14 protein-coding genes are annotated in these 21,060 nt (G+C 38.5%); 11 read left to right on the top strand and 3 right to left on the bottom strand.

The genetic code is table 11. From position 1 onward, the window contains the following. The first annotated feature begins 79 nt into the window (after positions 1 to 79). Positions 80 to 1,576: a PGF-pre-PGF domain-containing protein gene (locus tag ASJ81_RS17850; RefSeq protein ID WP_095645522.1), complete on the top strand. Its 1,497-nt coding sequence runs from the start codon at positions 80 to 82 to the stop codon at positions 1,574 to 1,576. Positions 1,577 to 1,836: 260 nt separating this feature from the next. Here ASJ81_RS17850 and ASJ81_RS17855 read toward each other — a convergent pair whose 3' ends face one another. Next, positions 1,837 to 2,778, bottom strand: coding sequence for a nucleotidyltransferase domain-containing protein (locus ASJ81_RS17855; RefSeq protein WP_095645523.1), 942 nt, complete (start codon positions 2,776 to 2,778; stop codon positions 1,837 to 1,839). Between the two features lie 477 nt (positions 2,779 to 3,255). Here ASJ81_RS17855 and ASJ81_RS17860 point away from each other — a divergent pair, with 477 nt between their 5' ends. Both ASJ81_RS17860 and ASJ81_RS17865 read left to right on the top strand, forming a co-directional pair. Continuing rightward, positions 3,256 to 4,533 (top strand): M20 metallopeptidase family protein, encoded by a 1,278-nt coding sequence (locus tag ASJ81_RS17860; RefSeq protein ID WP_095645524.1) that lies wholly within the window; start codon positions 3,256 to 3,258, stop codon positions 4,531 to 4,533. 67 nt (positions 4,534 to 4,600) lie between these two features. Further along, the gene (locus ASJ81_RS17865) at positions 4,601 to 5,038 is read left to right on the top strand and encodes a GNAT family N-acetyltransferase (RefSeq protein WP_095645525.1); all 438 of its coding nucleotides are present in this window, start codon (positions 4,601 to 4,603) and stop codon (positions 5,036 to 5,038) included. Between the two features lie 214 nt (positions 5,039 to 5,252). On the opposite strand, the gene ASJ81_RS17870 is transcribed toward ASJ81_RS17865, so the two are convergent. Continuing rightward, positions 5,253 to 7,007: a glycoside hydrolase family 15 protein gene (locus ASJ81_RS17870; protein ID WP_245860268.1), complete on the bottom strand. Its 1,755-nt coding sequence runs from the start codon at positions 7,005 to 7,007 to the stop codon at positions 5,253 to 5,255. A gap of 1,541 nt (positions 7,008 to 8,548) precedes the next feature. Between ASJ81_RS17870 and ASJ81_RS17875 the strand changes: the two genes are divergently transcribed. Further along, positions 8,549 to 9,829, top strand: coding sequence for a PKD domain-containing protein (locus ASJ81_RS17875; RefSeq protein WP_095645526.1), 1,281 nt, complete (start codon positions 8,549 to 8,551; stop codon positions 9,827 to 9,829). A gap of 645 nt (positions 9,830 to 10,474) precedes the next feature. Next, on the top strand, positions 10,475 to 10,630 hold the full coding sequence (locus ASJ81_RS22980; protein ID WP_170943392.1) for a hypothetical protein: 156 nt from the start codon (positions 10,475 to 10,477) through the stop codon (positions 10,628 to 10,630). Positions 10,631 to 10,705: 75 nt separating this feature from the next. On the opposite strand, the gene wrbA is transcribed toward ASJ81_RS22980, so the two are convergent. Continuing rightward, positions 10,706 to 11,347 carry an NAD(P)H:quinone oxidoreductase type IV gene (wrbA, locus tag ASJ81_RS17880; protein ID WP_095645527.1) on the bottom strand — a complete coding sequence of 214 codons (642 nt, stop codon included), beginning with the start codon at positions 11,345 to 11,347 and terminating at the stop codon, positions 10,706 to 10,708. A 347-nt stretch (positions 11,348 to 11,694) separates the two neighbouring features. Between wrbA and ASJ81_RS17885 the strand changes: the two genes are divergently transcribed. From ASJ81_RS17885 to ASJ81_RS17905, 6 genes are all read left to right on the top strand, one after another. Then, complete coding sequence (locus ASJ81_RS17885) at positions 11,695 to 12,825, top strand: glycosyltransferase family 2 protein (protein WP_245860271.1); 1,131 nt, start codon at positions 11,695 to 11,697, stop codon at positions 12,823 to 12,825. Between the two features lie 8 nt (positions 12,826 to 12,833). Further along, positions 12,834 to 13,997: a glycosyltransferase family 4 protein gene (locus ASJ81_RS17890; RefSeq protein ID WP_095645529.1), complete on the top strand. Its 1,164-nt coding sequence runs from the start codon at positions 12,834 to 12,836 to the stop codon at positions 13,995 to 13,997. A 505-nt stretch (positions 13,998 to 14,502) separates the two neighbouring features. After that, positions 14,503 to 15,516, top strand: coding sequence for a hypothetical protein (locus tag ASJ81_RS17895; protein ID WP_245860272.1), 1,014 nt, complete (start codon positions 14,503 to 14,505; stop codon positions 15,514 to 15,516). Positions 15,517 to 16,017: 501 nt separating this feature from the next. After that, positions 16,018 to 16,155 (top strand): hypothetical protein, encoded by a 138-nt coding sequence (locus ASJ81_RS22985; RefSeq protein ID WP_170943393.1) that lies wholly within the window; start codon positions 16,018 to 16,020, stop codon positions 16,153 to 16,155. 1,055 nt (positions 16,156 to 17,210) lie between these two features. Continuing rightward, positions 17,211 to 18,161, top strand: coding sequence for a glycosyltransferase family 2 protein (locus ASJ81_RS17900; protein ID WP_095645530.1), 951 nt, complete (start codon positions 17,211 to 17,213; stop codon positions 18,159 to 18,161). Positions 18,162 to 19,142: 981 nt separating this feature from the next. Next, positions 19,143 to 20,945, top strand: a complete 1,803-nt coding sequence (locus ASJ81_RS17905; protein WP_245860273.1) for a hypothetical protein — start codon at positions 19,143 to 19,145, stop codon at positions 20,943 to 20,945. Positions 20,946 to 21,060 lie beyond the last annotated feature (115 nt).

Consider the following 21,060-nt stretch of genomic DNA (forward strand, 5'->3'; position numbering starts at 1 on the left):
GGAACAGCTCAAAAACAAATTATATGGCCGTAAATCGGGTAACCCGTAAAATCTGGAAAAGAATTAAGGATCCTTTCTTATGAATCTCATCAAAGCTTTCAGGAATAAAAGCTGGATTAAACTATCAGGCCTTGTTTCAGGCTTCGCTCTGATTATTTTATTTGCCTGGATAATTCTCCCTGCTTCAGCCGCAGGAATAGAAGCAAACAGGGAGATTTCTGCCGGAACGGTTAATCCAGGAGAAAGTTTTGCAATAACTGTACATATAATTACAGATCAGGATATTGAATCTCTGACGCTCGATGAAAATCTCCCTGAAGGGTGGCAGGTGAGTGAATGGGAAAATAATGGGGCTATATTCCAGGAAACCAGCACATTCAAAGCATCCACTCTGGAATGGATCTGGGTTGAGAACCTTTCAGCAGGGGAAGAAAGGACAGTTGTGTATAATGTGACTGTGCCTTCAAACTACGAACCTGGAAACTTTACACTTACGGGTAGGATCTCTGCTCATTCTGTTTCTGCTGTCCCTGTAGAAGGATTTTCAGAAGTAATGGTTACTTCTTCACCTCCTGAAGCCAACTTTTCCGCAGTTCCTCTCCTTGGCCCTGCACCTCTGATTGTCCAGTTCACGGATTTATCTACCTTCAACCCTGATTCCTGGAAGTGGGACTTTGACGGAAACGGGAACATTGACTCAAACGAAAGGAATCCGGTTTACACTTATGAGAGTCCTGGAACCTACACTGTAATATTAAAAGCAACTAATAATAAGTATAGAAATATTACCCAAACAAAAGCAGGATATATAACCGTGACCGAGGGAGTTTCCAGTTATGAAAGTAGGGAAAGTAGCGGAGGAAGTGGAGGGAGTGGAGGAGGCGGAGGAGGTTCTGTCTCTCCTGAATCAACCAGTAATGTCGAACTAAAGGAAATTTCGAGTGAACAGGTTTTCAAAGAGGTCCACACATGTTTCACTTTTAAAGGCGAAACAAACGAAATAGTCTCTGTGGAGTTTGATCCGAAAAAGAATTTTGGAAAAATAACTGCTATTGTAGAAATACTAAAAAATACATCTTCAATTGTTAAGGAACCTGCACCCGGAACTGTCTACAGGAATATAAATATCTGGGTTGGAAACAGTGGCTTTTCAAACCAGGAAAATTTTGAGAATGCCCAAATAAATTTCAAAGTAAGCAAGGACTGGACTACCGAACAGGGAGTCAGTAAAGATACTGTAACCCTGTACCGCTACAGTGAAGGAGTATGGAACCCACTACCTACAACCTTGAGTAGAGAAGATGGAGTTTATTTCTACTTTACCGCAGAAACATCTGGCTTTTCTCATTTTGCAATCTCATGCAGCGAAAAGATAATTCAGTCGGTTGAAATTCCGTCGTCCAAAATCGGGAAAAATCAGACCCTGAACGAGGAGAATACGTCTGAAAAGGATAAACAGGAGTTTCCTGCTTCAGATTTTAAAAAAGAAGAGTCAAAAAGCTCTCCAGGGTTTAAATTGCACTTTGTAGTGGTTGAATTACTGGTTTTGTATGGCTTATTAAATAGAAATAAATAATCCGGGGATAGAAAAGATAATTAAAACAAAAGCTGGAATATAATTTTTTTTGTTGAAAGCCTTTTTCGAGGTTTTATTTTCCTTTCTATCCTCTCTTCAACTTTTTACCTTAGTCTGGATGCTGAAGTAGAAATCTGCATTCCTTGAATAACTTCATTCCTTAAGCTTATGTTTTGCTTTTTTACCGATATACACATCATTTTACCGATATACACATCATTTTACCGATATCCAATCGTTTTATCGATATCCGCATCGTTTTACCGATATCCGCATTTCTCAAGCCAGGTAAGAGACCTTATCCATTCTCCTTTTGGCTCCCTTGAAGTGCCCACAACAAGCCGCTTGCTATCTCCTACTTCTTCGACGATGCCTCGAGCTTCTATCAGTTCTCCGGGAAGCGCCTGGCCTGCATAGGTATGGGTATATGATAGTACGTGGTCTATTTCATCGTGTTCGACCTTGTAATACGCAGGGCTGTCAAAAGCAAAGTCAGCATTTGTAACTTTGGCTTCGATTTTCATTTTGACAGTATCCTTCCCACGCAGGAGAGGCTCTTTAATCTGGTCCCATTCCCTTACGAAAAGGAGGTCAAAGTAAGTTCCTTCGACCATTCCTCTGTTACCTTTTCTCGATTCGTGCAGCATGAACTCCTCAAATGAAATCTCCGGAATTCTCTTAGTATAGATTCTCTTCCACATTTCCTCATTGATTTCTTCAATGGGTCCTTCCTGTTGTTTTGCAGCGGTTATTGCATCCCTTGCCCTGAACCATACAGGGCCGTAAACAACAAAGTCAATATCCGAGTTTTCGTTCTGGAGTCCCGCGAGCATTGAGCCCGTAACTCCCATGCTTGTCCTGGGAATACCTGCTAGGTCAAGGGTTTTTACGATTGCCCTTACGCGGCTGTCAGAGTTTACAAGCCTGGGAATTGCATCCGATGGGCGAAGCACCTGATTTACCTCGGATTCAGGCACTACATGAACATCCTGCACCCATTCAGGCTTATGTTTTCTCATAAATTCAAAAGCCGGGCCGAAGTCATATTTTTTATATCGTACTCCGTTTAACTCTCTTTCCCCGTTCTCATCGGGCACGTAGCGGAGTGTGGCGCGGATTCCATCCCTACGGAAATAGTCCGAAACCGCAAAAAGCCAGTTGTCTTTCGTGACAAGAAAATCCCTCAGGCGTGTTTTTAGCATTTATACCATCATCCTGGAAACTATGGGAGTACTGCAAAGTACTCGGGTTTAAGGAACCTTAACGGCTGAACTTTATAATAATTTATAATGAATAATATGAAATGTATTGTAATAATTCTGTATATAGTTATCAGGTGTTTTAAAAAAAGCCTTTTAAAAAAAGGCTTTAGCGAAAAGTTCTGGATTAAACGGTATGTTATGTAACAAATGTCATGTTATGTAATAAATGACGTAGCAAAATGGATAATATACCTGGAGTTACAGATACTTAAGGGAAATATACTGAAAGACTTAAGGGAAATATACTGAAAGACTTAAGGGAAATATACTGAAGGAATAAAATAGACATAAATAAAGTATATTGAAATAGAACACCCTAAGATAAAAAATTCTTAATATTACTACCAGTCGATATAAAGACGATAAGTATTACGGACGAGTAACGGAATAGGCTGCAAATGCAGAACATCCGAGGGAATGCTTTTGAGAGAAAATCCGAGTACAGAAGCGCTTGAAGCCTGGATTATACAGCTCAGGCGCGAATTTCACAGATATCCTGAACTCAGTTTTGAAGAATACGAGACCCAGAAAAAAATCCTGAAAATCCTTGGAGAACTGGGAGTAGAAGCCAGAAAAATAGCAGATACCGGTGTACTTGCAAGCATCCGGGGGACGTTACCTGGTCCCTGTATTGCCCTTCGATCGGATACGGATGGACTGCAGGTGCAGGAAGAGTTAACTGAACGAAATACTGACTATATCTCCAGAAACGATGGAATAATGCACGCTTGCGGACACGACGGACACATGGCAATGCTTTTTGGGGCTGCACGGCTTTTTCAGGAGAACAGGAATTTTCCGGGAGAAGTCCGCCTTATCTTCCAGCCTGCCGAAGAAATTCCTCCGGGAGGCTCGGAGAGGGTAATTGCAGAGGGAGGGCTTGAGGGTGTAGATGCGATTATGGGTATGCACATCTTTACAAATCACGAGTCTGGAAGTGTGGGTTTTCGTCCCGGACCTTTCATGGCAAGCACTAATCGGTTTGAAGTGATCGTTAAAGGAAAGGGAGGCCATATCTCAAAGCCTGAAAGCTGCATTGATCCCGTCCGAATGGCAACGGATTTTCTGAGTAACCTTTATCCTGCCCTGAAAAAACAGCTTGAATCGGACAAGTATATTGTTGGAGTAGGAAGGATTCGAGGAGGAGCTCAGTTCAATAGAGTTCCTGACACTGTAGAGATTCTTGGAAGTTACCGAACTTTTGACCGGGAAACTACGGATATCATTGACAGGACAATAAAAGAGTGTCTGGACGAGGTAGTAAAAAGATATGCAAAACCAGGAGAAGAATTTTCAGGTTTTCCGGACTACGAGCTCGATATACTGCATGGCTATCCTGTTCTTGTGAATAATCCTAAGTTCACAAGTGCTGTAAATTCAAAGCTGCAGGAAAGTTTTCCGGAACTTACAGTCTACCCTGAACTCGAAAAAACCTTTGCCGCCGAAGACTTTGCAAGTTACTTGCAGAAAGTTCCGGGAATTTTCATTTCCCTGGGTACCCTAAACCAGGAAAAAAAGATTGTGGAAATCAATCACTCCTGCAAGTTTGATATTGATGAAGAGATCCTGGTTACCGGTACTGAGATATTTTATACTCTTTCTCTGGACTTTCTCAAAAACCCGGAAAAATATCTTAATTCTCAGGGCTGTTTTAACACAGAACCCTTAAGAAAAAGCCTGAAAATCGACAGGTGAACAGGAAATGAACTGTCCCTTGTGATAGGTGAGCAGGAAATGAACTGTTCTTTGCGGGATGAGTTAAATGATAATCCAGAGATATGACGATTCCAGAAAGAAAGAGGTCTGTGAAGTTGTGCTTGGAGTTTTGATGGAGCACGGCTTTGAACCTGACAGGCTAAAAGATGCCGACCTCAATGATATAAACAGTTATTACTTTGGAAACGGAGGCATGTTTTTCGTGGGGATTGTTGACGGCAAAGTCGTAGGCACTGCAGGCGTCCGAAAACTTGATGGAAACTTGTGCGAAATCCGACGTATTTATCTTAAAAAGGCTTTCAGAAGCAAAGGCTACGGAAAACAGCTCTTTAAAACTGCTCTCGATTTTGCTGAGAAAAACTGCTCAGGTGCGTTTCTTAAAACCGATTCAACCCTCACGAAAGCGATAGATATGTACCTCAAACATGGTTTCACTTTTCAGAAAGAAGAGAGGGGGTACCTGTACTTTGAGAAAATGTTTTAACACCCAAATTTCGTCTCGGTAGGACGGTACCCTTTTCACTTCCCGATTTCCTCCTCGGAAGTACGGCACCCTTTTCACTTCCCGATTTCCTTCTCGGAAGTACGGCACACCCTTTTCGCTTCGCTCAAGAGGGCTGAAATATGATGAAGATGCTGAGATGAGCTAAGAGGATTGAATTATGAGGCGAGATTGACAATCTCTGAATTTTTCGTGATTATTCTTGGTTTTGTTTCTCCAAACTGAGGCAGTAATTACCCTCTTTTTTCTCAAGGGCTTGCAGGTATTCGAGGACAGCCAATATATAGGCTGAGTGGGACCAGGCCAGGGGTAGGACGGAGAGAGGTTTGCCTCTGTCATCAATTTGTTCGGATAGGAGGCCTGTGGGGTAGGCGTGATCTGCGCACCATTCCAGGAGTTTGAGAGCCTGGTCAAGGTTGCCAACTGCGGAATGCCACTGTGAGAGCCAGAGAGTACAGATAATCCAGCTATTCATATAGCCAAAATAAGTATCATGAAGGTACCTGGCTATTCCGCCTGAGGGACGCTTAAGTTCACGTTCGATAGCTTCCATTGTCTGGACAACCCTGAGGTCATCCGGGGGAAGAATTCCGAAGTACCAGACTGCAAAAACCGAAGAATCAAGAGTTGAATCGTCAAGAGCGCGGCGGAAACACTTCAGTTTTTTATCGTAAAGTTTCTCCAGTATGGACTTCCGTATTCGGTCTGAAGCTTTCTTCCAGATGTCTGCGTTGTCATAATCACCAAGAGAACGAGAGAGTTCATAGGCCCCGATGAGGCCGGCATATACAGTACAAGCGCTGTATGTATACACACCTTTTCGTTCTTCCCACAGGTCAAAACTTGAAATTGGAAGACCTGTTTCCGTGTCAATGGATTTTATAAGATAGCTAGCTGTGGGAATTACAAGTCTTCTGTAGTATCTGCCTGTAGTCCAGACACTCTTTGCAATTTCCCAGTTGTTATAGAGAGCGTAAAGAGGAAGTCCTGTTTCATCGATCTGAATCATAGGGACAGGATGCCAGGTACTCCCGAAATCTCCGGCAGGGGTATACTTATGGAGAAAGTTGCCTCTAGGGGTGATGATTTTTGAGAAAAATTCAAAAGTCTCTGAGGTAAGGTGATGATATCGTGCCCTATCGAGTGCAAGGCAAACCCAGGCTGCATCCCTGGGCCAGCAGTAGGTATAAAGGTCTGCTCCGAATTGCTTTATATCCGAATCGCAGGATGCAATTATCGAGCCTGTGATGTCCATGTGCGCGACAACTGCAAGAAGGCTTCTGTAAAAACACTTTAAGACATTATGTGGCAACTGAGATATACGGGAAAATTCCGGAAGGACGGACACTCTCTCAATAAATGAGCTCCAGAAATTGAAGTTATGATAAAAAAGGGCTTTTCTTCCGGCTTTCTTTTCCTGTTTATGAGTTTGAAGCACGCTACAGTACTTTTTTCCGAGAACTATCCAGTAGTGTATTCTTGCCGATTCTCCTGGCTTCAGTTCAGGAAGAGTCCAACCAAGGGTGGAATCTACCGAGCCGTGAGCAACAATATTCCCACTGAGGGAGGCATCGTTTTCCATATCTCTCCAGGTGCCTTCAAGCCCTTTCCACTCTGCAGTTCCAACTGCATACTGGTCAAACGCAGGGTCACTTGCATGCAGGAAGTAACGGTCGCGCTTGTAATGTATAAGCGTATGTTTATCGATTACGGCCGTTTCTCCGATTTTTGTCTCAAGAATTCGGTAATTCTGGTTTGAGAAAAGACGTAAATGTTTGCACTTATTAGAGGTATTAGTGACCTTAAAAGTCCTGTAAAAAATATTTGCCGAGGGATGGACAGCTTCCCAGATAGTGATTTGAAGTCCGATTTCCGGGTTTTCGAATACTGTTTCCCCTATATTAGAGATAACTCCCATGCAGGCCTCAGGGACTTCCTGATTGCTTTCCATAATATTGTTTTTCCTTCTTACGCCTTCCCTGTTCTCGTCTGAGATTTCAAGAATACGCTTGCAGAAATCCTTCTTAAATTCGGATTTATATCTCTGACGAATTTTCCAGTTTTCAAGCCAGCTACAATAAAGGGAATCAAGATCGCATATGCCAACTTTTATAGAGTTTCCATGATTTTCAAGTCCTACATATGGAAAATATATATCTCTTATAATCCCTTTTTCGTCTTCGCAGATCAGGATTCTTCCATTTCCGAAAATTAGCGGTCTAATTCCGGATACCCCCTGCTTTTTTAGTTTTCATGACCTATAAACTACATAACTCAAAAATTAAAGTTTCAGCTCAGGTTACCAAAGTGTGTTATAATGGCTCTACCTTGTTGAATTCTCTTTTTTATATAACCATCACAAAAATGACTGTATTACCTAAAATAGCTTGGTACAGAATATTTTAGCAAGAACCGGATTTTAGCCTTAAAAAATATCTTGCTCATTTGCAGTTTTGAATCAATGCGGGAAGTTGGTAAGTCTCTTTACAAGTAACAAGACTGTTTATGTCACTTTTCTGGGTATCCAAGTAACTCTATCAAAGTTGTACTGGTTCACCTTGCAGCAAGTTGTGGAACATTCGACTGAGATAGGTAAAATGTATTCTTCAATAGTTTCGTGAGAACGAAAAAGGAAGGGAAGTTTATAATTAATTTTAATTGACCAAAATTTCAGCTAAAAATATTCAGAAAATTACCAAAAAAGTACAGTACCAAAAGATACTTCATCCCTGGGTTTTTCAGTAGCTGCAAACAACAAATTTAGTCTCTCTTAAACTACTGTAACATGAATTGGCGAAATATATGGGTCAGTGGAGTATCAACTTTTTTAAAAAATTCACAGTTTTTTTAAAGTAACTTTCTTATATTTTTAAGTCGCTGGGATTTTGAGTTAAAGGATTAAAATCAAACGTTACTATAGTTTATTTTTGGCATTAATGATATTTAGAAAGCTCTTCTTTCAAAATTTCGCTTTTAAAATCTAATTTTTTAAATGATGGCCTTAATTCATCCTTAAAATAAAATGTGAACTAAACTAAAGTTTTATATTTTTGATTTGTTTTTTTTAAAACTGTACCTCTTGATCCGGTTTTTATATTATATTATGTTTTGCCTTTAAAACAAGAACTAATAAAGCTATAAACTTGAATTGAAAGTTAGTTGAATTTTTGAATTACTAATTAATCAATTAAAATTGTATTTTTACTAAAAAAATCTTGTAAATCCTGCTAATTTCTTAAAAAAGTCCAAATAGTTTTTATAAATTGAATTATTTTTTGAATACTCTAAAAAATAGCTTTATATATAAGTCAGTCAATTTTGGAACTGTCAAACGGCAAATAGCCGGTAGACAATTAAAGAAAAATGGGACTTAAGCAACTGAGATAAAATAAGCGGCATAAATCTTCAAGCTGTATGAACCAAGTGTTCAGAATGAATTTGCTCTTGCTTTATTTTGTATATCAAGTGCACTAGTCCTGAGGAGAACTCGATATGAAAAAAATTCTCTTGCCTATGGTTTTACTAGTATTAGTAACACTTTTAGTGCCCACAACTTTAGCAGAAGGCAATGTACAAGTTAATGACTTTTCTTCTAACATTACAAATGGAACTGTTATTTTAAATACCAGATTTACTGGTGATGTCACCGGGAACGTTACTGATTGGAAGTTTGTATTTGAAAATGTAGTGACAGAAAACACTACTTACAGCAAAGGAAACGATAGTGAAAACGTTACAACCGGTCATTATTTTAAAAAGCCCGGTGTTTATAATGTTACATTGGTCGCATGGGGACCTGAAGGAAACAACTCACTTACAAAGGTTGCCTATGTAACAGCCAATATGGGTAACTCAAGCACACCAACTGCAGATTTCACTGCATCTCCCACTTATGGAAGTGCACCGTTGAATGTATCATTTACCGATAACAGTACAAATGCAACTTCCTGGTACTGGAAGTTCGGGGACGGAAATATCTCGACAGAGCGGAACCCAACTTATAATTACTCTGCCGATGGAGACTATACTGTTATCCTTGCAGTAAACAATTCAAATGGTTGGAGCGCAAAAACTCAAGAAATATCCGTACACAACGGTCTTCCTATAGTTGACTTTAGTGCAGATAATTCAAGTGGCTCTGTGCAGTTTACAGATTTATCCCAGAATGCAACCGAATGGGTCTGGGACTTCGGAGACGGGGACACTTCAGAAGATGAGAGCCCAACACACACTTATTCCACAGCAGGAAACTATACAGTAACACTCACGGCAAGCAACGAAGTTGGATCTCTCTCAAAAGTTCATGTGGTAAACGTAACGGAAGAAGCTATTGCTAACGATGACAGCAGCAGTAGTAGCAGTAGTAGCAGTAGTAGCAGCCACCACCATCACAGCAGCAGTAGTAGTGGCGGTGTTGGTCTCAGCAGTAATACCAGTACTTCTAATACAGTAATACATATGAGTGGAACTGAGTCTGAATCTACTGGTGTTGATCAAAATAATAGCACAGCAACAAACGTTAGCGATAACTTAAGTGCTTCTCCTGAACTTCAAAGCAATGTAACAGAAGCTGTAAACGAAACACAGTCCGAACCTGAAACTCAGGGCTTTGAACAGGAAAACGAAAGTACGGAAGCAAACACTGACGAACAGACGCCTGAGCAGGCACAAAACTCAAATGCTTCTGGAACTGGAAACGAAAAGTCTCCTGGATTCGAAATGATTTATGGAGTAATCGGACTTCTTGGAGTAGCACTCTACAGAAGAAGATAAAACATAGTCAATTGTAGCAAGTACGGAAATGATTACAGCTATATCAAGTAAAAGCTTATCTAAATATTTGAGCAAAAAGTTAATTTAAGTTAGAGTAAGGAAGAACACAAAACAAAAGATATACCTAACTCTATTGAAAACCTATATCTCTGGTTCTTTCCATAAATCAAATATAAATATTTACAGTAGAACAGAACCAAATCTGACAAAAATGGCATAATGACCTTGTTTTGTCAGATTTGAAAGTTATTTTTTTCGATTTTCAGGAACTTTTTAGCTTCTATGACTTTGGCAGGCTAGCCTAAAATTGTTGCAGAAGGTTCTGTTTTTTTGCCATTTGTAATCCTAAGTTTATTTCTTGGTACAGTATTTATGATCTAATTCTAAAGATTATTCAATTTTAATACAACTTCTTTCTTAAAATATACTTTTACCTATCCCGATTACCTATCCCGATTACCTATCCCGATTACCTATCCCGATTTTGATCAAAATCTCGTAACCCATCCAGTAAAAAAATTTTAATTTCTTATTATAGATATATATAAACTAAATAAAAAAGTTTATATTTTATTGTGCTATTTTAATAAATGCCTTAAAAACGGATATTAAAAAATCACTCACTACAGAGAATGAGTGTTTACAATGTCTTACGTAAAAAAAATATGTCCCACGTGTGGGAAAGAGTTCTTTGTTCTTGAAAAGGCTGAGGAAAAAGCAACTTACTGTACTTTGGCGTGCCTGATAAAAGCCCAGAGTAAAGTTGAATCCAGAAGTATGACTTTTCCAAGCTTTAGTTGAACGTTTGTAATGTGAAAAAAACTAAAAATGCGGAGAACATCCTTAAAAAGGAAATGTTTTCCAATCTTTTTATTTTTACAATTCCTTTTCTCTTCCAGCGAGTTTTTTTGCGATTTGGGTTACATATCTACCCTGATAACGGGCCATTTCCAGTTCATTTTCAGAAGGCTGGCGGTTTTCATCTGCTCCTGCAATCGTTGAAGCTCCGTATGGGCTACCTCCTGTAATTTCATCCATTCTTCTTTGACGTTTTTCTGAATACGGAAGCCCTACGATGATCATTCCGAGATGGAGAAGGGTAACATGCGTTGTGAGAATTGTAGATTCCTGGCCTCCATGCTGTGTCCCACTTGATGTAAAGACGCTTCCTACCTTTCCAACTAGAGCATCTCTACTCCAGAGCCCTCCAAGGCCGTCAAAAACTGTACGCATCTGAGCAGTCATATTTCCATAGCGTGTAGGTGTCCCGAATATAAGGGCATCTGCTCCTGCAAATACATCTTCATACATACTCCTGGTAACCACGGGAATATGAGCAAAAAGATTTTTTGTTTCGATTGCCCCCATTTTTTCCAGGACTTCGTAAGGCAGGGTTTCAGGTACCTGATAAATCTCTACTTCAGCTCCTTTGACTTCTCTGGCTCCATCAGCTATAGCTTCTGCCATTTTATATATGTGACCATGAATACTGTGAAATATCACGTTTACCTTAACCATTAAAATCCCCCGTTAAAGCCAATTAAAAGTAAGTAAAACGCCTTAAATATACATGAAGTGAATTGATAATTCCGGAAAAATCCGGATCCCTTCTTAAAAATAATTTTCTAATACCTTATATAGCTTATTAGCAGGAGTTAAGCTTTTTCCCTGGCTCAGTACTCGTGATTTCCTGATCCGATTTCCTGGTTTATTTCCTGGTTTATTTCCTGGTTTATTTCCTGGTTTATTTCCTGGTTTGTTCTTTAACCTGTTGAGGGTATTTTGATAACTAAAGAGGAGTACAAATTCCTGAGAATAAAACGTATCAAAATAGTTATTAGGCTATAGTGCTTTATAAGCTGGACATGTCTTCTCTTTCTATCGTAATGCCTTCCATGAATGAAGAAGAAACCATCCGAATTTGCATAGAGAAAGCTCAGTCTATATTCAAAAAATATGGTATAGAAGGAGAGATAATAGTTGCTGACAACTCGTCAGACAGGACCGCAGAAATTGCAGCTTCAATGGGTGCAAAGGTAATAGGCCCGATAAAAGGTTATGGAAACGCTTATCTAAAAGGGCTGGCCGAAGCAAAAGGAGACTATATTGCTATTGCCGACGCCGATAATACCTATGACCTGCTTGAGCTTGATAAGTTCCTGGATCCTCTTATGGCAGGAGAAGCGGATTTTATAATGGGTACCAGGCTTAAAGGTGATATCAAAAAAGGAGCTATGCCCTGGCTGCATCAGTATATAGGCAATCCTTTCCTGACGGCAATACTCAATCTTCTTTTCGGGACGAGAATTTCAGATGCTCACTGTGGGATGAGAGCTTTTACAAAAGAAGCCCTTGAGAAAATGAACCTTAAAACTCACGGCATGGAACTTGCATCCGAGATGGTAATTGAAGCCGCAAAATGCGGGTTGAGAATAAAAGAAGTCCCCATAACTTATTACTCACGCCGGGCTCCCTCCAAACTTCGTTCTTTTCAGGACGGCTGGCGGCATATAAGGTTTATGATGCTATATCGCCCTTTGCCTTTTCTTTTTCTACCTGGAGCTGTGGTTTTCGTCCTTGGAGTCCTGATAACCGGTTCTCTCCTTCTTACCGGAGATGTGGCAGAAAACAGGTTTCATTCCTTCATTTTAGGCTGTATGCTTTTGATTCTCGGAGGACAGGCTCTCTCTACTGGCGGTTATTTGAAAACGTATGGTCTTATCCGCGGCATGTACCCTAATAATAAGGGAAACACTACAAAATGGTTGAACTACCATTCTCTTGAAAAAGAGCTGTTTGCAGGTTCAATCATACTTATTGCAGGCCTCCTGCTTGGGTTGAAGGTAGTGTACACCTGGATCAGCTCAGGATACGGCTCTCTCTCGGAAGTGAAAAGTGCAGTCATTTCAATGGTGTTTGCCTTTATTGGCCTTCAGATGATTTTTTCGGCAATTATCCTGAGTGTAATGCTCCTTGAAGTGGACACTGACTGGTAAGTGGTGCAATGAAAATCGCTTTTGTGTATGATGCTGTTTATCCATGGGTCAAGGGCGGTGCGGAAATGCGCATCCATGAACTGGGAAAGCGTCTCTCGGCCAGGGGGCACGAAGTACACATTTTCGGAATCAAGTGGTGGGAAGGAGAAGATAATTTTGAATATGAAGGTATGAACCTTCACGGTGTTTGTAAAGCTCGAAATCTATATGTCAATGGTAGACGCTCGATTTCCGAGGCAATAATTTTCGCTATAAAACTGTTTCCTGCGCTCATGAAAGAAAACTTTGACCTTATAGATGTGAGTGTCTTCCCCTATTTTTCCTGTTTTACCGTAAAAGCGATCTCAGTCTTCGAAAAAGTGCCTTCAGTATTTACCTGGCACGAGGTATGGGATGACTACTGGTATGAATATTTAGGGAGGGCAGGGATTTTTGGACTGCTAGTTGAGAAGGCAGTCTCCAAGCTATCAAGGAATAATATTGCGGTCTCGAAATGGACGAAGGATAGACTTGAAGGACTCGGTGTGCCTGAAGAAAGGATCACGGTTATCTCTAACGGGATCGATCTTAAAAAAATCTCCGGGATTGAGCCCAACTGGGGAAAGAACCCTATGGGTCTTGAATGTAAAACTTATGATCTCATTTTTGCTGGCCGTCTTATAAAGGAAAAAAATGTTGACCTGCTGATTAAAGCTGTAGCTTTTCTTAAAGCCGATTTTCCATATCTCAGGTGCTGTATTGTTGGGGACGGACCTGAAAAGTTAGCACTGGTGGAACTAGCAAAGAAAATCGGAGTTTACGAAAATATCGAGTTTGCAGGCTTTCAGGAGTATGGGACATTAATCGGAAAGATCAAGGCTTCAAAGATGCTTGTACTGCCTTCAAGCCGTGAAGGGTTCGGGATGGTGGTTATCGAGGCGTTTGCCTGCGGAATACCTGTGGTGACGGTCAGAGCAAAGTATAACGCCGCACAGGGACTCATTGAAAATGGAGTTGACGGGTTTGTTGTGGAACTTGATGAGAGGGAGATTGCAAAAGCCGTGGTAAAAATAATTGGGAATACCTCAAGGAGTAAAAAAGCTTCGGAAGCCGCATTGCGGAAATCTGAAAACTATGACTGGGAAGAAATAGTTACAGATGTTCAGTTAATGTTTGAAGCTTGTATAAAGTAAGATTAATGTTGAGTATCTGAGTATACCTGTATAAAAAGATTAGAGATTCTCTGTTTGAAGTGTTGGCATGAGTATTTCTCTATTCAGTTATTTCTCTATTCAGTTACTTCTCTATTCAGCTATTTTTCTATTCAGTTACTTCTCTATTCAGTTACTTCTCTATTCAGTTACTTCTCTATTCAGCTATTTTTCTCTATTCAGTTACTTCTAATACGGGTGAGTTACTCAAAGAAACTTAGTACCTTTCTATTTTAAAATATTTCTATCTTAAAATATTTCTGTTTTAGAATATTTCTGTTTTAGAATATTTCTGTTTTAGAATATTTCTGTTTTAGAATATATTCGTTCTCTGAAGAATATTTGAAATAAATTAATAGTCATCTGTATTTTATATACGGTTTTTGAGGATTCCGATAAGTTTTAATTTTGTTTTTTAAGGTTTACTCTGAGTTTAAAGGTACAATAAAGCTTTTTTCTTAAAATGATTCTCTTTAATCTCTTTATCGTGAGAAGTAAGCTTATATTTAAGCCAGCTAATTTCAAGGCTGTCAGCAGGTTGATAGCCTGCAAGAAAAACGGAACAATGAATAAGTCAAGAACGGATGAGAATATGAAGATAACAAACTCATTAAAATCAATTTCCCGTTTTGCAACGGTACTAATGGTGTTATGTATTCTCCCTTCAGGAGCCTATGCTGCAGAAAACAGTACAAAGTTTGCTCCTGCGCAAAACATAACTGAAGATAACTTCACCGACGTTAGGGCCGATATACTTAATTCTATCAGTGAACAAATTACTGAGCTTCAAAGTTTCTATACTAATGTAAGTGAAACATCCAGTGCCTCCGAGCTTCAGGAAGTTCTGCGCAGTCAGACACGTGTGGACGGATGCGGACCGGATGGGAAGCACAGAGGATCTGATAGAATGAATCAGGGACCTTGTGGAATGCCTGGACTATTTAATCTTGATCAGGTTGAAAACGTAACTGATGACAATTATACTGAAGTCCAGACCGACATCGTCAATTCAATCGGAAATATGACTGAAACGCTTAACAAGCAGCTGGAAAACACCACTGATGAAAACAGAACTGAGATGATCAATGAGAAGATAACTGAGCTTGAAGATTTATCTACTAATGTAAGTGCAGCCTCCAGTGCAGCAGAATTGCAAGAAGTTGTATTAACTCATATGAAGACTCAGGCTGTTGACTCAATTGAAAGAGAAATTGAACACATTCAAGCTAAAGTAAGCAAGAGTGAAAACAAAACCAATGATAGCAATGAGAATGTCACAGAACTCAACGACAAAATCACGGAACTTACCACTCTAATGGATAATATCAACGCAGTTGGGTCCCTTGAAGACCTTAAAGAGATTATGTCCTCTTCACAGGGAATGCCTGGAATGGGTCCTGGAATGGGTCCCGAACAAGATCCGATGCAGCATGGAGGCAATTTCCCAATGTGTCCCGGAAGAATGCCTGAAAACAGCGTCAATAATAGCACCGAAGCTTAAGTTTTGGCAGATTTAAAATTTGATTAAAGTGAGATGGGAAATTAACAAGGAAAAAAGAAGGGAAGTTGAAAAAGAATTCTATTAAAATTTATCTTTCCATCTTTTTTTCTGATATTTGGAAAAACGAACACTAAACCAATTCACCTTCAAATCAAAACGGATGCTAAACCAAAATACACTTTCAAACCAAAAAAACCAAAATGAATACTACAAAATCTACTCTAAAACCAAAACGAATACTACAAAATCTACTCTAAAACCAAAACGAATACTAACCAAAATCCACTTTCAAACCAAAATTCATCTTTCAAAAAACGGACATTTATATTGTATAGCATCTGCTGAATGTAATTACCTCCGTTACAGGTTCAGCTTAATACATGGACAATTTCTCTATATACCATTAAATTCCATGATGGTTGAATCGTTTAACAAGTGTAAATTCTCCAATGAGTTATGAATCAATTTTATCTGTATCTTTGGAAAACAGGAGATTATTAAATGTTATTGAAAAAATGTCCAAAGTGTAGCTCCAGGCTTGAAAATGATACATTCAGGGATTTTCAGTATTGCTCTGTGTGTGGGTACTGGACAAGGAAAAATACTGCAAGGCTTGAACCATTAATAATCCTGGAGTAACAATAACGTTTTTGAATTCTCTTTGGAGTGAAAATAATATGTTTGAGTTCTCTTTGGAGTGTACCCATTGTGGTACACTTCTCAAAAAGCAGATACTAGGCTCAAATGAGTTTTACTACTGCAGAAGGTGTGGATCTATATCCTCAGCTGCACTCATGGGAGTGCCTGCTCAGTCTGCGAATCAACGGATTAATGTTGAGCTGACCAAAAAAAGTTGTTTTTGTAAACTTGGAGTTATAAACGACCAGTAAAGTTTCTGATCCTGAAAGATGGTTCTGACATGGTCCTTAATCTACTAATATAACTCTTAAAATCTTACTGATATAACTCTTAATATCTTACTGAGTGCGAGTCAAATTGGTTTTGGCATCAATTCAAAGAAATGATGTAATGGACACTAGAATTCTGGAGATTAAACCGAGTGGAGTCTTCTAAGATGGTTACTCAAGATCTCAAGGAAGTCGTTTTAGCATATACTAAGTATATAATATTTGAATGTGTTTTTTTTGGAAAAACATGCTAAGACAAATGTTTATTTGTTTAGGGTCACATTGTTTAACTGGGTAATTATTTTCAATCAAAATAAAACAATTAAGAAAAACTGCGAAGAGTCAGAAAAGTAGTTAAATTCCGATTTACATTATTTAGTGGTGTTAGGTCAAAATGGGTTATACTTATGGTCCATATCTCAGTAGTCTGAGCACTGACAGTGTGGACTGCTTTATAGTTAAACTCCTGTTCACATTATTTAGTATGGATAGGTAAGAATGAGTTAAGTTGTCTCCTCTTTCTCTGTAACTTGAGTACCGAGGTCTGGACTACTTTGACACTTGGTTATAAAGACTGGCCCGTATTTCCAAGCAAATAATACAGTAGTACGCATAGTTGTGTTTTTTATAAGCATTAAACATTTAAACGGACATTTATATACATCTTAAATATATACATCTCAAAAACCAACTATAAAATCGAAAAACTATACACCAGAAGCAGTTTATACAGCACGTACTCCGGCATATTTTCCAGAGTGCGCCGCCACATTCTAGAGGATATGCATGTCTAGTAAACCCAATTTATCAATTATAATCCCAGTCCATAATGAAGAGGAAAATATACTGGAACTATACGAGAGACTATACAGTACTCTTTCACTACCGTCCCTAATTGAAATAACATATGAAATCATTTTTATTGACGATGGGTCTACAGATGGTACCTTTGAAGAAATAAAAAAAATAAAAAATTCTAAGGTTAAGGTTGTAAGATTTCAGAGAAATTATGGAAAGGCTGCAGCTCTGTCTTGCGGATTCAAACGGTCAAAAGGAGATTTTGTCATCACCATGGATGGAGATCTGCAGGATGATCCTAACGAAATTCCCAGGTTTATAGAAGAATTAAAAAGATATGATATGGTTTCTGGCTGGAAAAACAAAAGACAGGACCCTATTTCAAAAACATTACCTTCAAAAGTCTTTAACCGGTTAACTCGATTCATAACTGGAGTCAAAGTCCACGACTTCAATTGCGGATATAAAGCATACAATAACTATGTCGTAAAAAACATAAATTTGTATGGAGAACTTCATCGTTACATCCCGGCTCTTGTTTACTGGAAAGGTTACACTGTGGGAGAGATTGAAGTTGAACATCACCCGAGAGTACACGGAGAATCAAAGTATGGGATTGAAAGGTTATTGAAAGGATTTCTTGACCTTATTACAGTTACGTTTCTGATGATGTACAAAAAGAGGCCTCTACACGTTTTCGGAGGTATAGGGATCCTTTTTGGGTTATCCGGGGTGATTATATCCATATATTTGATAGTTTTGTGGGCTACAGGACTAAAAATAGGAGATAGACCTCTTCTCATGCTCGGAATCTTACTTACAGTCACTGGAGCTCAGTTTATTTCCCTTGGCCTGATAGGAGAACTGATCACGAACTCGAGAAATAACGATGATTATATCATAAAATACGATAGCTATGAACTGGAAAATGGCAGGTAAAATTGTAGTTACTTCAGTTTTAACGTTTTACAGCTCCTTAGAAACCCTATCCAGATCAGTTCCAAAAGGTTGAAGTTTATGAGTAAATATATGCCAAATGGGTGGCTTCTTCAATTCAAACTGATGGAGATACTATTTCACAAAGTTTTCTACATATCCTGAGAAATAACCCGTAAAAACATTAAACTTTCCACAAAATAATAGAAATCTGATTCTGGCTCTTCAGTGGAATCCCAACCATTAACTTAATAATACCCCTGAAATTCCATACAAAAAAAGAATTAAAGAAAATAATAATTAAAGAACAGGAATTAAAAAAGAGGATTAAAAAAATTTAAAAATATTTACAAAGAAAATTTAAAAAAGAATAACTTAAAAATAGACGTTAAAAATATTTGAAGAATTATAAAAGATTCAAATAACTAAGAAGTTTGAAGAACTAAACAATACTTAAAAAGTTAAGTGCATATATAATTAATTTGCCAAATGGCTAACCAGAGGCTGATCTCACATAAACTTAAAATAACCGAGTAAAATCATAATCGAGTTTTACCCATGAGAGGAACGATGATATCGGGTACACCGAAATGGCTAAAAAAACACTTAATTAATAGCCAAATATTGAACTTTTCCACCAAAAGTTTGAAAGAACATGCCAGTGTCTTAACACTGTATACTTTATTAACTTTTATACTCACTTATCCTGTAGTTTTCAATATACGTAATCATATTCCGGGAGACGGTGACGCATTTCAATGGATAAGAATACTCTGGTATATGCCAGTAGCGATATTCAACCCTGGACTAACAAAATTAACACACGATTATTTAATATTTTATCCGGATGGAATCCCAGCTTCACCCTTTCAATCGGCATTTAATCAAATTCTTTCATACATTTTATCCAGTATAATGGAAATTCACGTCATATACACTATACTATGGTTATTCTCATTTATTTTTGGGGCATACGGTGCATATTTGCTTGTAAGGTATCTGACTAATGACAGAATCTCTTCTTTCATTGCAGGAATTGTGTTTGCTTTCTCACCTTATCATTTTGTACACTCACTTGGCCATTTTGGGGCAACCAGTATTGAATGGATACCTTTCTGCGCTCTGTATTTGATGAAAATGTTTAAAGAAGGCGGGGTTCGAAACAGTTTTTTTGCGGGGATATTCTTTATTCTAGTAGCCATGAGCGACCTTCAATATATGGTATTTATGGGAATTTTCGTGATGCTACTATTCACATATGAAATTTATATGTTCTTAATGAGAAGAAAAGGAGATTCTAAAGAGATAACAAGTTATAAAGAGATCTTGAAACAAACTTTCTGCAAATATACCTTATTTGGATTTGTTTCGTTTATAGGTATAATACCTCTCACGCTGGAAAACATTCTAACAGCAACGTCCGGTGACAATTTTTTAAAATTAGGCTCCTCTGAAGCGGTTATGTATTCAGCTGATTTACTGAGCTTTTTTCTTCCTTCGGTTTTGCATCCTGTTTTTGGAAATATTACTACAAACATTTACAGCAATTTTTCAGGAAACATCAGTGAAAACACGATGTTTATCGGATACACTGTGATTTTTCTCTCTTTATTTGCAGCTCATAGATTGAAGGGAAATAAATATGTAAAGTTCTGGCTAATAGCTGCCCTGTCTTTTTCGCTAATCAGCCTTGGTCCACTTCTTCACGTAAACGGTAATACCTCATTTACAGAGTTCAATACTACTGTTCCTCTTCCGTATTTAGTTTTGTATCATGTGATCCCATTTCTGGACAACTGCCGAACAACCGGTAGATTTTTTGTAATTGCTTCTCTCTCATTCGCAGTTTTGATGGGTTATGGGACCACAGAACTGCTAAAATCTAACAGGATTAATAAAAAGGTGTCTGCAATTGTAATAACCGGTTTTATAATCTTCGAATATCTGGCAGTTCCTGTATCTTTATCACCTGTTGATGAACCCTCATTTTACAAAGAGATTTCACAGGATAAAGGTAACTACGCGCTGCTTGAAATCCCTGCAACCAAAGATTATTTAGCAGGTTCAACTATCATTTATTATCAGACAATACATGGAAAACCTGTTGTAGGTAACTGGGCTGCTAGATATCCGTCTACTGCGAGAGATTTTGAACTCAAGACACCTGTAGTAAGGGAATTAACCTACTTGCAGCCATTTACTGCTGACATTCTGGACCAGAATATAGATGAAGTCGGAACATCCATTTTAAATTATTATAATATATCGTATATTATTTTGCATACAAATTATATGAATGACGAAGATATTGACTTTGTTGAGAAGCTGATACAAAAAACATTAAACACAGAAAGAAAAACATATGAAGAAGATTCTCTAATCGTGTACCATGTCAAAAAAGAACCTTTGAAGTCGTTTCTGATTTTAAAAGACGGATGGAATGAGCTGGAAAATATAAGTGGAAAACCTACCAGATGGATATCAGACAATGCTACAATATTAATTCACTCAGATAGCGTCAGAAACGCTACATTAAATATTCAGGCGTTCAGTTTCTACAGTCCGAGAACACTGGAGGTTTACAATAACGAAGATCTTCAAGGCAGACAAGCTATAACTACAGATTTTTCCAGTATATCTATCCCAATTAGCTTAAAGAAAGGCGATAATCTCATCCTTCTGCATGTGCCAGAAGGGTCTGAAAGCCCAAGTGAAATTCCAGAGTTAAATAGTAAAGATGACAACAGGAAACTGAGCATAGCAGTTCAAAAGATTCAATTGACCTGAGCATATAGCAGTTCAAAAGGTTCAATTGACCTGAGCATATAGCAGTTCAAAAGGTTCAATCCTAGCTTCGGCAGGTTAACGCAACTAGAGGTATATATTTTCATATTCCTCTCCC

This window comes from Methanosarcina spelaei (assembly GCF_002287235.1).
Lineage (GTDB): Archaea > Halobacteriota > Methanosarcinia > Methanosarcinales > Methanosarcinaceae > Methanosarcina > Methanosarcina spelaei.